The sequence below is a fragment of the Pseudomonas sp. R62 genome, assembly GCF_000257605.1.
Classification (GTDB): Bacteria; Pseudomonadota; Gammaproteobacteria; order Pseudomonadales; family Pseudomonadaceae; genus Aquipseudomonas; species Aquipseudomonas atacamensis.
Window position 1 is genome coordinate 478,639 of the sequence record NZ_JH635998.1, and the last position, 14,507, is coordinate 493,145.

Genomic DNA, 14,507 nt, shown 5'->3' on the forward strand with positions numbered 1-14,507 from the left:
GAACCTTGGCGATCATTTCGCGCAGACCGGAACCGCCGGTGGTGGCGGAGAACAGCATGGTCTGCTGACGGTTCGGGCACTCATCGACCAGACGCTGCACGTCTTCGGCGAAACCCATGTCGAGCATGCGGTCGGCTTCGTCGAGCACCAGCACTTCGACTTCTTTCAGGTCGAGGTTGCCGGCGTTGAGCTGCTCGATCATCCGCCCCGGGGTGCCGATGAGGATGTCCGGTACTTTGCGCAGCATGGCCGCCTGCACCTTGAAGTCTTCGCCGCCAGTGATCAGGCCGGACTTGATGAAAGTGAACTGCGAGAAGCGTTCGACTTCCTTCAAGGTCTGCTGGGCCAGTTCACGGGTTGGCAGCAGGATCAGCGTCTTGATGCTGACGCGGATCTTCGCCGGGCCGATCAGGCGATTGAGGATCGGCAGGACGAAAGCGGCGGTTTTGCCGCTACCGGTTTGCGCCGTCACCCGCAGATCACGCCCCTGGAGCGCCAGCGGGATGGCCGCGGCTTGCACTGGCGTTGGCTCGACAAATTTCAGCTCGGCCACGGCTTTGAGCAGGCGTTCGTGCAGGGCGAATTGGGAAAACACGGGTGCTACCTCGAAGATATGCAAAAAAACAGCTGCATAGGTTACCGGTTTCGAGCGCTCAGGCCGAGTTTCTTTGTGCAAACGCCGACAATCAGTGGTTTTTTGTTGCCCGATTTGTCACTCGCTGCAATACACAGCGTCTTAAATGCTCTAATCGGCCCTCGCGTCTTACAGAAGAAACGTTTCGCTTATGGATATCAAACAGCTCTGGCTCAAAGCCCAAGGCCTCTGGGGCACGCTCGAAGAGCACCCACTTCTGCAATCGGGACTGGCGCTGCTGGTGCTGCTGGTCATCGCGCTGGTGCTCGGACGGGTGGCGCGTTACCTGATCCTGCACGCCAGCCGCATGCTCGGCCGCCAGCCGGCGCTGCACTGGATCAACGACTTCCGCCACAACAAGGTGTTTCAGCGGCTGGCGCAGATGACGCCGTCGCTGGTGATCCAGTTCGGCCTGCACCTGGTGCCGGAGCTGAGCAAAACCGCGATGAATTTCCTCGGCAATGTCGCGCTGGCGTTCACCATTCTGTTCCTGCTGCTGGCGGTCAGCGCCCTGCTCAACGCCCTGCTCGACATCTACGCGCGCACCCGAGCATGCGCGTACACGCTCGATCAAAGGCTACGTGCAACTGGCGAAAATGGTTTTGTACGTGTTCGGCGCGATCATCATCGTCGCCACCCTGATCGACCGCTCGCCGCTGTTGCTGCTGTCGGGTCTGGGTGCGATGTCGGCGGTGATTCTGTTGGTTTACAAGGACACACTGCTGTCGTTCGTCGCCAGCGTGCAGCTGACCAGCAACGACATGCTGCGGGTCGGCGACTGGATCGAAATGCCACAAGTCGGCGCCGATGGCGACGTGGTCGACATCACGTTGCACACGGTCAAAGTGCAGAACTTTGATAAAACCATCGTCTCGATCCCGACCTGGCGGCTGATGTCCGAGTCGTTCAAGAACTTCAGCGGACGCCCTCAGAAAACATACTATTCCCAGCAAGCCCCCTATCCCCGTTGGGTGCTTTGCTAGTACGCATACTAGATCCGGCTGTACTACTTCAGAACTGAACCGTCTATCTCTCCCCCCTCCACGTATCAACTCCCCCTACTCCGTAAGCCCCGCAAGCGATACAAAGTTGAGCGCGCGTCACTGATTCTCCACCCCCTACCAATCCGACATCACCACAACCACCGCACAGCAGCGCAGCCTTAGCTTGGGGCCCTGGGCCTGGTGGACGCCGTGTACCTCCAAAACGAGCATCTGCACTGCTATGAACTGAGAAGGCGAGTGACGTTGAAAAGCGGGTGGCGTTATGACATCGCATGATTGTAGGATCTCTGTTCTTGGCACACCCAGTGAAACCACTACTCAAGGATAGAAAAATGCTGGAACGGAAAGCTTTGCTTGATGAGATCGCTACTCACTTTGCTGTACTTAAATTCTTTATTGAGACGAACACCGCCTCTGGATTTGTCGACACCAATATAGTAAGTGAAGATTTTGTCGCTAGCATATTGAATGTCTCGCACAAGTGGAATCTAGCCAATACCAACCACACGACCACGAACGCCAAGTCCATTGATTTACTGGACGAATCCAATCGAATTGGGGTTCAAGTAAGCTCACGAGTCGACTCGAAGAAAATCAACTCAACGATCAACGGCTTGATCGAGAATGAGCATCGTACAAAAATAGGTGAACTGTTCTTTTTTTCACTGAAACAAAAGCAAACCAGATACAAAGTAGATGCCGAGTGCCCAGGCATTAAATTCACCACTAAAAACGTGCTGGATTTCAACCAAGTCATACGCAAAACAAAAGCTCTGTCAACCGGGGTTGATGACCTTAGGCAGATGCGTGACGTCGTAATAAAAAACTTCTCCGAAATCCCTAGGCGCATAATTGAAAAAGCAACGGCCATAAGCAACTGGCTATCACATTTCGACGACTCGATTGTTGACCAAAAGCTGGAAGAGCTCCTAGGGCGATCCTTTCAAACAGGAGAGACGCTTAAAGCCCAAGTCATTCTCCTAATCGAAAAGAACGAACTAAACCAAGCCAAGGAATTGCTAGACAGCTTGGCCAACACGAGCAGAAAGATGGCGGCACAGGATTTCATTGATATAGCCAACCTCTATACACTACTGGGCTCCGACCAAGCAGATATTTATTATTCTCATGCTGCAAGCCTGGATCCCGAAAGCGTAAAAGAAGCCAACCTCTATGCGATAGGGCTTATGCTTAGAGGCAAACTACCGGAGGCTGAGAAGGTCTTTAAAGCGTGCCTCGAAAAAGAAGATATCACTCTCAAAGAACGAGAGGCAGTACTTGGGAACCTGGGTTTCCTTTATAAAAACAACGGGCGCTTCTCTGAATCCATAGACGCGTTTGAAAAAGCATTGGTAATATCCGACAGCATTGATCACAAAATAGGTCGAATAAAGCACCTTAACGGTCTGGGCAGCTGCTATCTAAATCTAGAAAACCTGGAACTATCCGACCAGTACTTTAGTCAAGCCAAGTCATTGCTTGACGACACGCTGAAAACCTCAAAGGACGATAGCGAAAAGAAAGAACTGCGCTCGATCAAGTCAAATTTACTGACAAACATCGCCATTCGCTTGAAGCACATGGCTGAAATCTCAGGCGACGAAAGCTTGTTCCACCAGGCACTGGAGTTCCTTGACCAGGCCGTTGACTTGGCGGAGATGATGGGCGACTCAAGAAGCCTGTTACGGCACTACGGAAATATCGCCAACATCTACCAGGGACTCAAGAACCTGGAAAAATCGCGCGAGTACAACGTTAAGGCCTACGAACTATCAATCCAAGAAGAAGACAAAAGGTCGCAAGTAGCATCGCTTTTAAATATCGGCCTAGTTGACAAGGACGAAGGAGACCTACTCTCCGCAAAATCCAACTTCAAACTCGCCCTCAAACTAGAAAACAACGTATACCCAAAAATTCGAGCTAATCTACTGGCCAGCTCCGCGCTTGTCCATAAGGCGCTGGGAGAGCACTCAGATGCCCAAGAGCATTATGACCAGGCCGAAAAGCTTTACAAAGAGCTGGGCCTGCAAGACTCCCTATATAGCTTAGAGGTAAGATTTTCACAGGTGGGTGCTGCAGGATCATAACTGCTGAATTTGATCCTTGATAGGTTTCCATAGCGAACGAGCCGCCTATTGAAAGCTTATGCTTAGCCTTAGGCTATATACGAGATGCATCCGAGCTCGCCCATGCTGCATTGAAAACGGGCTCGGATGCTCCCTTACAATCCCAAAACTCCGCTTCCTCAGCTGCTTTTGCCTGACCTGACCTCAAGACCTTTAACAGCCTCTAGAGCCCATTTGAGGTTTTATGAGGTCGGCCTTCATCCAAGCATCCGGCGCTGCTGGCAACCAAGCATCGATTCAGATGCCCTCACAGACAGCACTTTTTGTACTTGAGTCCACTTCCGCAGGGGCACGCATCGTTACGCCCATGCTTTTTGGGGGCAAACAATCTCTCCATGGCCTTCAGGCCCTGTCTAACCGATGAAGATGGTTTCATTTCCCTTGTTAGATCATCCAGCTGGGTGGACTTCTCCCACGGGAAATTCAGGGTTATGCCAAACTGAATTTCACCATTAACTCCCACCGAAACCCCGTACCATTCCGGCGTCTGATGTGTGTACTTGCGTTTGGCACAGTGCACCTCCAGCGTTCGAACGGCTTCCTCGGAAGGAGTGGGGTTACAGTGAAAACAAATCCCCACCCCATGCTCAGTCATACCAATCGTAAAATCATGGCGCTTGCCATCGATTTTCGTCATGTTGGTCAAGCGCTCCATGGCATGATGAACCGCATTACAGGTTTCTTCGCTCATAGAAAGCAGGGTGAAACCCAGTTCAAGAATTGCTGGGTTAGGCCGGCGCTCAATTTGCTCAATCAAGCGCTCGTAGTACGTCCCTTTCATCCTAGTGAGAATGCCTTCAGGGACTCGCTGGCCCGGTAGTCCTTCCCGCCGGACAACCATGGCGGCATCTAACTCTGCTGCGATCGAGTCCTCCAGCATCACCATATTGAACTGATCGTCGAGCCAGAGATTACACCGCAGATGATAGGCCAGGGCTGTGAGCTCGTGCCCCGCCATCAGCTTTGATGATGACTCTGAGCGCATTCGGACATAGCTTAGAAAACGCATGGGCGTATCAAGCATCTCCGCAAGGACATCCAGCAGGAATACATCCATCACCAAAGGTGGACGAACGACCTCATCGGCTGAGTATTTGAGGTATTGGCTGGCTTGGAATGCTAACGCCGGGTAGTGGTCGGACACGACGCAGAACGGGTAGATCTCTTTGACCTGCTTCGGAAGCGCAACAGCTTGGCCCTGATCATCTTCGAGGCGGCAGCTCCCAGCTCTGATAGCTGTCGCACATTCAGCCCCTTGGTCATAGGCTTTCTGAATGGCAGCAGCAAAATCAGCCTTGATGTGTCCATCGCTACCTTTGCGGGCCGCCAGGGTCAGCTTTTTAGCTTTAGCCTGAACGATGATAATCCGATCCCCGAAGATGACCAGCACGTCCGCTTCTGCGACGATCCGCTTCCCCTCGATCAAATTGACGTTGGTGTGGACGTTTGACTTTCCGAAGACCGATACCAAGCGGCGCAGAGAGAACTGTTCGGTAAATGCACCACGATTGTCTGAGGCCTGTTGCTTGTAATCCTTATCCTGATTCATCCAGAAGAAAGGCGACTCGTACAGGGCTTCGTAAATCATGTGATTAGAGAACAGAAGTACTGAGTCCCGACCTGTTGGCAGCAGAGGCGTAGCCGCTACCTGGTTGAAGTCCCCAACCTCCCTGAACAGGCCATTATCACCACTGAACGTCAGCGCTTTGAAAACTGCCTCAACGACATCCAGTTCCTGGCCCGAACAATGGGCTACTTCATGCGCCCTGAACTCGAAAAGCTCCAGCACCGAGCCTGTCGGCATCTGGCCTAGCTGGGGTTCACCAGTCAGTCGCGCTCCGTTGTTAGCTCGCTCGTTCATCAACGAACACATCGCGTTCGCCACTCGTAAAGCTTGGGCGCTGCTGAACCCCATGACCCGCTCTAACCAGGCATCATCCGGAGCGTGTTTCTCTGCAAAAAAATCTCGATACTGGAAGCTGTAGGCTGATTCGGTGGCATAGAAAATGGGCTCCTTCATCATCGGCCCTTGCCAAAAGTCCTCCACGACTTCGCCCTTCTGGGCTTGTGGGGCCAGCTCGCCGATCACCTGACCGTTCAGAGCACTGTGAAGCTCACCCAATAGCTGATCAGTGCGGGAGGCATAGCCTCTAAGTGTGGCTTCATCGACCTCAGACAGATCGAGAGGCTGACGCATCATCAGACCCAACACCGTGCTTATTTCATTGCGGTTGAGTCTTTTACGGTCAAATATATGATCAAGGTCAGAGGGCTTGTGCTCGCCTTGGAACGACACAAAGTTGTCGCGATGACAAATCCCGGCTATAGCGTGAGCGTAGCCTGGTCGAGCCGTCAGATTTATCAGTTCCTTGAAAACTTCGGCTTCACTTCGGTGCGTGGGATTCATTCCTGCTGCTCCAAGGTTCGTGATTCCTATGGGAGGGTAGACTTCCCGTCCCCCCCTACCATCGGTGATGTTGCTTGGCGACCTTACTCGTTGGATTTTGGCACATATCGCTTTTCGGGTATGGCAGCGCTCAAGCGACATTCTAGTCAGCCGAAACCTACACCTTAAACTCCCTGGCCATGGTGTTAACGACATAGGGGTGGGCTGTGGGTTGATTGTCGACGTCCAAATCGAAGCGAGCTGCCTCGTAGTCCGGCTCAAAAGCCACGGGATGCTTCGCTGAAATTCGCTCTGACTGGAATGTACGAGCCTGCCCCGGGAATTCGTAAACCACTTTGAGAAGACGCCGCTCGTGCGCCGGCAGGTTCCAGTAGTCATTGGTACTGGCAACGGTGCCCACATAGAGGAAGCGCAAGCCACAGTCACGCAGATGGCGCTTGCCCTTTGGGAGCGGAGGGAAGTCCATAAGCGTCAGCAGGACAGGCAGCACGTCCTGAACACCCATGTCCCGGTAACGCCAGATCCCGTGGCGATCAGCGTATTTGAGGACGGAGACGAAATCGAAGACCGAGGCGTAACCGATGATCCGGTCGAATTCTCGCCAGTGATACCGCCAGGTCGCAAAGAAGCCCTCTCGAAGCCTCTGGGCGTCAGCGGCATTGCCCTGTCCAGGATTGAGTGCGCGGTAGGCTTGAGCGTTGAAGGCTTTGACCGGACAGGGAGCGCTGTCCTCGAAGTGGACGAAATTGGGAGTGCGCAGCTTGCTGTGCTCAGCTCGCAAGAACACGTCTTGTCGGCAGATATCGCAAAGGGCCGGAGGTCGTACTCGCTCCTTGCCATTATTATCAACGGGCTTGCCATATGCGTCTTCATAGCCCTGGGCATCCAGGGTTTCGAGGGTGTCACGGTGTAGTGCTGTCCGCATGCCGATTCTCGACTGAATGAATCGGCCATAGTGGCAATGTTTCGACCACCAAGCAACGAACAGCCGGTCTCAAAGCCCTGAGATAGAGGCATCCACGTCTTCACCTCAACGCATCATCAAACAGAGGCACTGCCCCTCGATAAGCCCAAATTGTAGTAGTGGAAGCACAGAGAGCCGCAACAGATGAGCGACCCCACAGGTGTTTCAGGTGGGATGCAGCCCATGAAGACCCTCCGATCACCCACCCTCAAGATGCGAATCGCATCGACATCCACGATGCCAACGAAGTCCGTAACTGGACTAAAGCGCTCGGCTGCACTGAGACTGAACTGAAGCAAGCTGTTGCTGCCGTCGGCACGTATGCAGACAAAGTGCGTCAGTACCTCGGCCAATCCTGATGGGAAGCGGCCCTGTCGCCAGGGCCGTTTTTTGAATGGATTGGGGCTGGGCGGAGATGCCATGGACATTAGCGTGGAGACAAATGCATGATGCTGATGGTAAGTCATGGAATGCGACTGTGCAGAGATGAGGATTGCTACACCTATTTTCCCCAAGCCAAGAAAAGGGATTAATGCTGTGCAGCCATTAAAGGAACAGGAAAAAACACAGCTTTGGCTAAGCCAGTTCAACAAGCGCCCCGAAGATCGTCTGTTAGCTGAGAAGCTCGTAGATTCAGTGAGCTACTGCCCCCTGAGCGACTTCAAGAACAGCCTTGTAAAATTGATCAAAAGCGAACTCCCGCTAAGATCTAGCTCAGCCTTATTCATCGAGCGAGAACTACAAAAGACAAAATCCGAACTCCCGCCACCGATCTACAAATCTGAAAAGACGCTTAACTCCAGATCAAAAAAGAAACACATGCGAGCTTATGGCGCAGCACAGCATGTCGTCCAGTCACTTACTTTCAAAACCCAGGACATCGGAAGCGAAGGACTAGTTGCCTCAATAGCCAATACGCTATGCCGCTCCAACCCTACACGCTTTTTGCTTCAGCCTGCTGCTGATAATATTAGGAGCTCCCGGGTAAGAAACTTCGTTATCCTGACCGACTTCATCGGCAGCGGCAAACGGGCCTATGACATGCTTGATGCCATGTGGAATGTCCCATCAATAAGAAGCTGGCACTCAGGGAAATTTCTAAGATTTTGGGTTCTGGCTTACAGCGGAACCTTACAAGGCATTAATAATGTCCGAGAGCACCGATTCTCTCCCACGGTCAGACTCGTAACGGAATGCCCAACACTTTTTAATAGCTTTGACGACGACCTAACCGACATGATCGAGCTGTGCCAAGAATATGGCTCATATAACAAAGAGCCATTCGGCTGGAGAAACACGGCGGCCCTACTAGCCTTCGAACATGGGGCACCAAACAACATGCCGGCCATTTTCGTTTCAGATAAAACCAGAGGGTCAAGAAAATGGGCTTCGCTCTTCCCTAAACGCGTCACTGAAAATCTCTGGCCATCAGCCCAAATCAACCCTGACTGCGCCATCAGGAACGCACTGGACGAGTTAAATTTTTCAGAGATTTCTAAATCTCCCCGCTTCAAGAGATACACCGATCAAAACAAGTCAGCGATGATCATCCTCCTTGCCCATTCGCGAGGTAAGCGAAAGCTCGCAGAACTGCGGAGAGTACTGCCTCTCTCAATCGACTCTCTGCTCAGCGCAAGAGCCCGAGCCATCCGCAGGGGCTGGCTCACGAACTCTGGAGCGTTGACGCTAGCAGGCCATAAGGCCATCCGCTTCCTCCATCGTCAGGGAAAGAAGTTTTTTGTGGCACCCGATCCGTTCGCTTCGTATTATCCAACACAGCTGAGGGCTCCGCAGTAGCGGAATCTAGTATCCCGCGCGTTGCGCGGGGCGTTTTTGGGAGCAAACTATGCTTACCGTCGGACGATCTCACGCCTACTGGAGGGCGGCAGCCTTCATGGTGTTCGCTATCGAAGTCTGGCGCCAGAAGGCTGCCATCCGCCAGAGCGGAATCTAAAGGTAGATGAATCGCTGGAGCTCTCAGCTTTATTTGAAGACAGGCCGCGAGGTTAGTGTACCTGATGACACACTGCAGAACGCCGTTAAAACGGCAAAGCAGATGAAGCACGGCTGTCCGCCCATCTTTACCCTGAAGCACCTCGCCCATGTAGCTAACGTCCCATACCCCTTTTTGCATCGAACGATCAGCCGAACCTACAGGACAGAGGCATACAACGTATTCAAGCTGCGCAAGCCCAACGTAGGGCACAGTCCGGATCGCTTCCGGTGGATATGTGCCCCTAGCGAAGATTTGCTTAGAGTACAGCGTTGGATAAACACCAACATTCTGTCCAGGGTCGAACCTCATGAAGCCAGCTATGCCTATGACAAGCGACACGGCGTACTGGAAGCAGCCGAACTTCATTGCGGGGCTGAATGGCTGATAAAGCTCGATCTCACTAACTTCTTCGAGTCGATCTTAGAGCCAAGGGTATACGACCTTTTCAGGTCATTCGGGTATCAGCCACTGGTGGCATTCGAACTTGCCAGGCTTTGCACCCGCGTCCGATCAAGCGGTAACCCCGATCGAAGGTTCGGCAATGGAGAGCTTCCCGCTGGCCTGCCCTATCCTGCAGACCCCCGTATCGGTCACGTCCCTCAAGGTGCTGCGACCTCACCGAGGATCGCAAACTTGGTTATGCAGTCCCTGGATGAGAGCCTACAGGACTACGCCTTGGAGAAGGATCTGGTGTACTCGCGTTATGCCGATGACCTGGTGTTCTCCTCAAAAAAAGCATTCGACCGGTCACATGCGCACCAGCATATCAAGTCGATCAACGCGCGCTTGATTGAGGGAGGATTCTGGCTCAACGAGGCCAAGACGAAGATCATTGCACCGGGGGCGCGCAAAATCGTGCTCGGACTGCTTGTCGACGGCGACACCCCTCGACTACCGAAATCCTATAAGAAGTTTGTAAGCGATCATCTCTACTACCTGTCTCATCCCGCGATCGACGCGAAGACACATGCCAAGCATCGGGGCTTTCAATCGCTTCAGGGGCTGATCAACCACGTCAGTGGGAAGATCGCCTACGGCTACAGCATCGAGCAGGACTGGGCGAAAAAACAGGGCGACCGACTCAAAGAAATCTGCTCAAAGAATGAGCTTGATCATGTCCTCTTTCCCTAAACGTCGCCCTGATTTCTAACCCCAGACCGGAACATCTTAACCAAAGCAATCATGGGCAGCTAAGTCAGGTAAGTTGGCAGGCTGACGCAGCCACCCTGCGGTCGGGATTTACCTTCCGACCATCTAGGGCCATGATGACAAGCGCAGCAGGCTCGCCTTGCGTGAGCCATCGGAAAGGTTACGGACAACGAGTGCTTTCATGGCTGAGCAATTTCACTACCCGGCAGACCTCTTGGAACTGCTGATCAAGACCATCCCGAAACTGGTCAAGTCCAAGCAATCCGTCATCCTATTTTTCCAGGGTGCCGGGGTCACTGAGGAGGATTTGGCAGCCGTCAGCGCAACGGTGAAAACCACGCCAGGCTCGATCAGCAAATACGAGATCGTGCGCACCGTGCTGACACGCTTAAACATGCGTGGTGATACCGGATTAGGCCCACGTCGCGGGGTGATCCGTCGGGTCGTCGAATTTGAGGATTTCGAATCATGCTGGCCAGACGACCGTCTCGAAGCCAAGGGCCTGGTGGCCAGCGTCCGTGAAGCTGTGAACAAGAAAGACGCGTTCACCAGGATGCAGCAGGAGCGAGAGGCTGAACGCGATCAAGCGCAAGCAACACACCGTGCAGCCCAGCAGGAGGCCGCGCGCAAGCGCAGCGAGGTCGAGGACGTAAAGAACCGTCTATTCGCCCTCTTCGGTATGGACGACCAACCCCAGGAAAGAGGCCGACGCCTGGAGGTGGTGCTGAATGATCTCTTCCGTGCTTACGGCATCCATGTGAGAGAGAACTTTGTCCGCAGGGCACCGGACAGCGCGGTGGTGCTGGAGCAGATCGACGGCATCATTGAACTCTCGGGCACCCTACACGTGGTGGAAATGAAGTGGCTTAAAGACCCTGTAGGTGTAGGCGATTTCAGCTCGCACCTAGCGAGGGTGATGAACCGAGCAAACGTGTCGGGCATCTTCATTTCAAACAGCAGGTACACGCAGGCCGTCATCAGTCAGTGCGCAGAGTTCCTTAATCACAGAACCATTTTCCTGTGCACCCTAGAAGAAATCGTGAGCCTGTTGCAAAACCAGGGCGATTTAGTCGAACTTCTTAAAAATAAGTCTCAAGCCGCAATCATCGACAAGAAACCGTTTCTAGAGCTACGAAATTAAGAATAATTTTCGACAAGCTGAGACAATTACATCGCAAGCATTACAATGAAACACCCAACAACCACGAGCACAAAAAAACACAATGAAAGTCAAGCCAGGATCTAAATTTACACTGTGCTCGCCAGATGAGCTTGGAAGTCTTGATTACACCACTAGTGTCATCCTCCTGAACACCTATTCCGCCAAAGATAGGAAGATGATCCGATCAGCACTCAAGGCCGGACTTAGCACAGGCAAGCTCACCCCTTCTGAAAAAGATGCCTATAACCTCTGCATCCATGAGTACACTCATTATCTTGACCTGACGACTACGGTATGGGGCGCTGAGTTTCTTTTGCGCCGAAATGCCGCCTTGTCAAAAATCTTGACGCAGGGCAAATCCGCTGCCTCGGTGGTGATGTTGAACATAACCGAAATCATGATGCACGAGACCTTCAACCGGGTCTTTCATCAGGTCAAGCTAGACAACCTGGTTATCCAAAACCGTCTGCACTACTCCAAAACCTACGGTTCGATTGTAATCATCACGTTGATTAAAGGTGGCGTACCCATCGCAGAGACGGCTTTCAGCATGCTCTCAGTTCTTGAAGCCAATGCCATTGCCAGTGAATATGAAGGTGAATATAAGTGGGTGACTTGTAGATTAGGTGGACTAAGCCAATTTCAGGAAAACAGGATAGAATCTAAATTTCAGAACTTACTCGAAGACAGCCAAAGACTCGAATACAACATCATCCACATCCTCATCGCCATCCACTTTCCAGAACTCTCACTTCGTCACAGACTTAAGCTCGCCTCGACACTTTGCCACCTCGCGCTTGACATGTCGAGCTTGAACCTTGCAATGCTGGCCAACATAATAAATGACTTTGTTCTCAACAAAGGACTGGGGGACGTGCTTTGCAACGACATCTGTCGTGGCATGTCGCGCCACGTAGTGGTTTTTTATTTAATATTAATGCTCTATGGATACACCAAAGAGGTCGGCATGACAGCTGCGCAGATGGCTGAGCATATTGAAGAATCAGCCCTCCAGCTAATTGATCACACGCTGAAGCTTTGGGAAATGAGCTACCCACTCTCTGAAGCTCTAAGCGACCGAGAGTACGCACTAGCCATCAAACTGCTTAGGCATGAAGACCCCAAGTTCAGGCATACTGGACTGCTTCGTGCTGCAAGTTACAATCGAAAACTCCGCAAGACAAGTTTCAAAACGAGCGATAGCTTCCGGCGTTTCAAATTACCTGACATCCTCCTCGATGATCACACCAGGATACGCGCACCTTCTAGAATACGCACCAACGTCCTGACCCACTGGGAGCATATTTACGATGAGTGCAGCGCACTTGATCAACTCGTTAATGATGCAGAAGCAATGAAAAAGTTTCACATGCCACCTGGTGTTTACGGCCCAATGCAACAACGGCGTGAGGATCACTTCATGCAGCAGCTGACCTCTACCGACGATGATCTGGAGTAAAATCCGGCATAGCATAGAACCTACGCGCCTCAACAGCGCGCAGGCTTGTCATCAGTAAACTTATCTCTTTAACAAGCCTACGACAGATCCACAAGCGCTTTAAATGCTGATTCCGAAACCCTGGAAATCCCTCTTCAGCGTCGCCTGACTAAGAAGCGAAGGGATTTTGATGAGGTACTTGTAAGCCTGATAAACGAATAGTGGCATCAATAGAAGCCCAAGACCATAAGTCGCTACAGCGACGATTATGGGCGCTGGCACAGCAGCAATGGCATAAATAACACCCTGTACCCTGGCGCCCTTGGAAAGGGTCTTTACTTCGTCAAGGTCGTAGAAAAACTTGCCCGAACTGCCCTCAAATCCCACAATCACAACAGTATGTTTATCAACATTCTTAACATACCACGTCCGTGGCACATCACTGCTGAAAGCCCCGTTTCTAGCTAGATAGCCAGGGACAACCAAGCGTTTGATGTAGTATGTCTTGCCAGACTCATCTTCAAGACGTACGCGGGTATAGCGTGCCACAGACTCAGCCGAGATTCTTTCCTGATAGTTCCTGACAATCGCGACAACTTTACGCATTTGTGACATGCAGCATCCTTCCTCTTAACTACTTCCTGCATACGGGGAAGCTCTTGGGCAGCAACCCTATTGGCTCTGGTGCTCTGATCTGCGCTTGTGAAGCCCCCCCACAGCCAAGACCTAGGCGGCAGACCCAGACCGCAGCGACCTTTCTCGCGTGAAACCAGGACATGAGGCCCTCCCCGGACACACGTTTCAAAACTCAGGGGAAAGCCAATTTCCCTATCAGTTGACTATAAGCATTTGTTAGGGACATATCAATCGCGGCATACCGTTTCCTTTTGCAGGATTCAGTAGATGCAGCTGCGCAGAGCCTATGCCAACACCCTCCGATTCTTGAGAGAAAGAAGAGGGTTGAACCAACTGGAGCTGGCAGGAGCCGTCGATGCTTCTTACATCAGCCGTCTGGAGCACGGCGAGAGTGCGGTGACCATCGAAACCAATGAGGCATTGGCAGAGGCCCTGGAGATCGGCCCTTTGGCAGTGCTGGCACTGGTGCACGGGGCTAAGAGGGATGTTTCAGCCCGAGAGATGTTAAAGGAGGCAGCCGAAGAGCTAGAGCGCCTGGAGCTCCTGGATTCCCTTATCCCGATCGACCAGGACGGGCCACTTCATCCCCAAGTGGCCAAAGGAGTGGAAACCACTAAGGCCGTCCAAGCTCTGAAAGCCGATGGACTGAGTCAAGCCGAGGTAGCCCGGGCACTGAGCCTTTCTACATCGACCGTGGGCCGCCATTGGCATCGTTCCTGACTTGCAGCCTTGGAAAACCACAGACTTAATGCGTCTGCTGAGGATCTGAGCTGCAGGCCCAGTGCTCTGTCCGTTATGATCGAGTCCTCCGTCGACTCCCTCACGTTGTATACCCACGTAGCATCGTACAACGTCACGGCAGCCCCAAAGAATGCCAACACCAACATCGACGTCGGACTCTTTTGCGACGATGCTCATGCGGAAGTATCAGCGGTTGTCTATAGCTGCCTGGCCACATGGGGGAAGCTGAGAGCTCTGGCCGACAATCCTG

11 protein-coding genes and 1 pseudogene are annotated in these 14,507 nt (G+C 52.5%); 8 read left to right on the plus strand and 4 right to left on the minus strand.

Annotated elements, in window-relative coordinates:
• Positions 1-595, minus strand: a 595-nt coding sequence (locus tag OQK_RS03650) for a DEAD/DEAH box helicase (RefSeq protein WP_016771164.1), incomplete at its 3' end; no start/stop codon positions are given.
• 190 nt (positions 596-785) lie between these two features.
• Between OQK_RS03650 and OQK_RS03655 the strand changes: the two are divergent.
• Both OQK_RS03655 and OQK_RS03660 read left to right on the plus strand, forming a co-directional pair.
• Positions 786-1,566 (plus strand): annotated as a pseudogene (locus tag OQK_RS03655) (mechanosensitive ion channel family protein); the annotation flags it as partial.
• Positions 1,567-1,970: 404 nt separating this feature from the next.
• Positions 1,971-3,725, plus strand: coding sequence for an SMEK domain-containing protein (locus OQK_RS03660; protein WP_016771165.1), 1,755 nt, complete (start codon positions 1,971-1,973; stop codon positions 3,723-3,725).
• A 286-nt stretch (positions 3,726-4,011) separates the two neighbouring features.
• Here OQK_RS03660 and OQK_RS03665 read toward each other — a convergent pair whose 3' ends face one another.
• On the minus strand, positions 4,012-6,171 hold the full coding sequence (locus OQK_RS03665) for a YecA/YgfB family protein (protein WP_016771166.1): 2,160 nt from the start codon (positions 6,169-6,171) through the stop codon (positions 4,012-4,014).
• A 157-nt stretch (positions 6,172-6,328) separates the two neighbouring features.
• On the minus strand, positions 6,329-7,096 hold the full coding sequence (locus OQK_RS03670; RefSeq protein ID WP_016771167.1) for a hypothetical protein: 768 nt from the start codon (positions 7,094-7,096) through the stop codon (positions 6,329-6,331).
• 158 nt (positions 7,097-7,254) lie between these two features.
• On the opposite strand from OQK_RS03670, the gene OQK_RS29025 reads away from it, so the two are divergent.
• The 5 genes from OQK_RS29025 to OQK_RS03690 all read left to right on the plus strand — a co-directional run bounded on the left by OQK_RS29025 (position 7,255) and on the right by OQK_RS03690 (position 12,901).
• Entirely contained in the window at positions 7,255-7,494 is a 240-nt protein-coding gene (locus tag OQK_RS29025; protein WP_081489820.1) for a DUF3606 domain-containing protein, read from the plus strand.
• 127 nt (positions 7,495-7,621) lie between these two features.
• Entirely contained in the window at positions 7,622-8,932 is a 1,311-nt protein-coding gene (locus tag OQK_RS03675) for a phosphoribosyltransferase-like protein (RefSeq protein ID WP_016771168.1), read from the plus strand.
• A 163-nt stretch (positions 8,933-9,095) separates the two neighbouring features.
• Positions 9,096-10,262: a reverse transcriptase family protein gene (locus OQK_RS03680; protein ID WP_016771170.1), complete on the plus strand. Its 1,167-nt coding sequence runs from the start codon at positions 9,096-9,098 to the stop codon at positions 10,260-10,262.
• Between the two features lie 199 nt (positions 10,263-10,461).
• Positions 10,462-11,421, plus strand: coding sequence for a restriction endonuclease (locus tag OQK_RS03685; RefSeq protein WP_016771171.1), 960 nt, complete (start codon positions 10,462-10,464; stop codon positions 11,419-11,421).
• Positions 11,422-11,503: 82 nt separating this feature from the next.
• Positions 11,504-12,901 carry a hypothetical protein gene (locus OQK_RS03690; protein ID WP_016771172.1) on the plus strand — a complete coding sequence of 466 codons (1,398 nt, stop codon included), beginning with the start codon at positions 11,504-11,506 and terminating at the stop codon, positions 12,899-12,901.
• 99 nt (positions 12,902-13,000) lie between these two features.
• Here OQK_RS03690 and OQK_RS03695 read toward each other — a convergent pair whose 3' ends face one another.
• The gene (locus OQK_RS03695) at positions 13,001-13,495 is read right to left on the minus strand and encodes a hypothetical protein (protein WP_016771173.1); all 495 of its coding nucleotides are present in this window, start codon (positions 13,493-13,495) and stop codon (positions 13,001-13,003) included.
• Positions 13,496-13,783: 288 nt separating this feature from the next.
• On the opposite strand from OQK_RS03695, the gene OQK_RS03700 reads away from it, so the two are divergent.
• A complete protein-coding gene (locus tag OQK_RS03700) occupies positions 13,784-14,236 on the plus strand; it encodes a helix-turn-helix domain-containing protein (protein ID WP_016771174.1) in 453 nt (150 codons plus the stop codon).
• The last annotated feature ends 271 nt before the right edge of the window (positions 14,237-14,507 follow it).

What these genes read in the sequence shown, in the direction of transcription:
- OQK_RS03680 (WP_016771170.1), top strand. Translation starts at nt 9,096, where the DNA reads ATGAATCGCTGGAGCTCTCAGCTTTATTTGAAGACAGGCCGCGAGGTT.
- OQK_RS03690 (WP_016771172.1), top strand. Translation starts at nt 11,504, where the DNA reads ATGAAAGTCAAGCCAGGATCTAAATTTACACTGTGCTCGCCAGATGAG.
- OQK_RS03660 (WP_016771165.1), top strand. Translation starts at nt 1,971, where the DNA reads ATGCTGGAACGGAAAGCTTTGCTTGATGAGATCGCTACTCACTTTGCT.
- OQK_RS03670 (WP_016771167.1), bottom strand. Translation starts at nt 7,096, where the DNA reads ATGCGGACAGCACTACACCGTGACACCCTCGAAACCCTGGATGCCCAG.
- OQK_RS03685 (WP_016771171.1), top strand. Translation starts at nt 10,462, where the DNA reads ATGGCTGAGCAATTTCACTACCCGGCAGACCTCTTGGAACTGCTGATC.
- OQK_RS03665 (WP_016771166.1), bottom strand. Translation starts at nt 6,171, where the DNA reads ATGAATCCCACGCACCGAAGTGAAGCCGAAGTTTTCAAGGAACTGATA.
- OQK_RS03700 (WP_016771174.1), top strand. Translation starts at nt 13,784, where the DNA reads ATGCAGCTGCGCAGAGCCTATGCCAACACCCTCCGATTCTTGAGAGAA.
- OQK_RS03695 (WP_016771173.1), bottom strand. Translation starts at nt 13,495, where the DNA reads ATGTCACAAATGCGTAAAGTTGTCGCGATTGTCAGGAACTATCAGGAA.
- OQK_RS03675 (WP_016771168.1), top strand. Translation starts at nt 7,622, where the DNA reads ATGAGGATTGCTACACCTATTTTCCCCAAGCCAAGAAAAGGGATTAAT.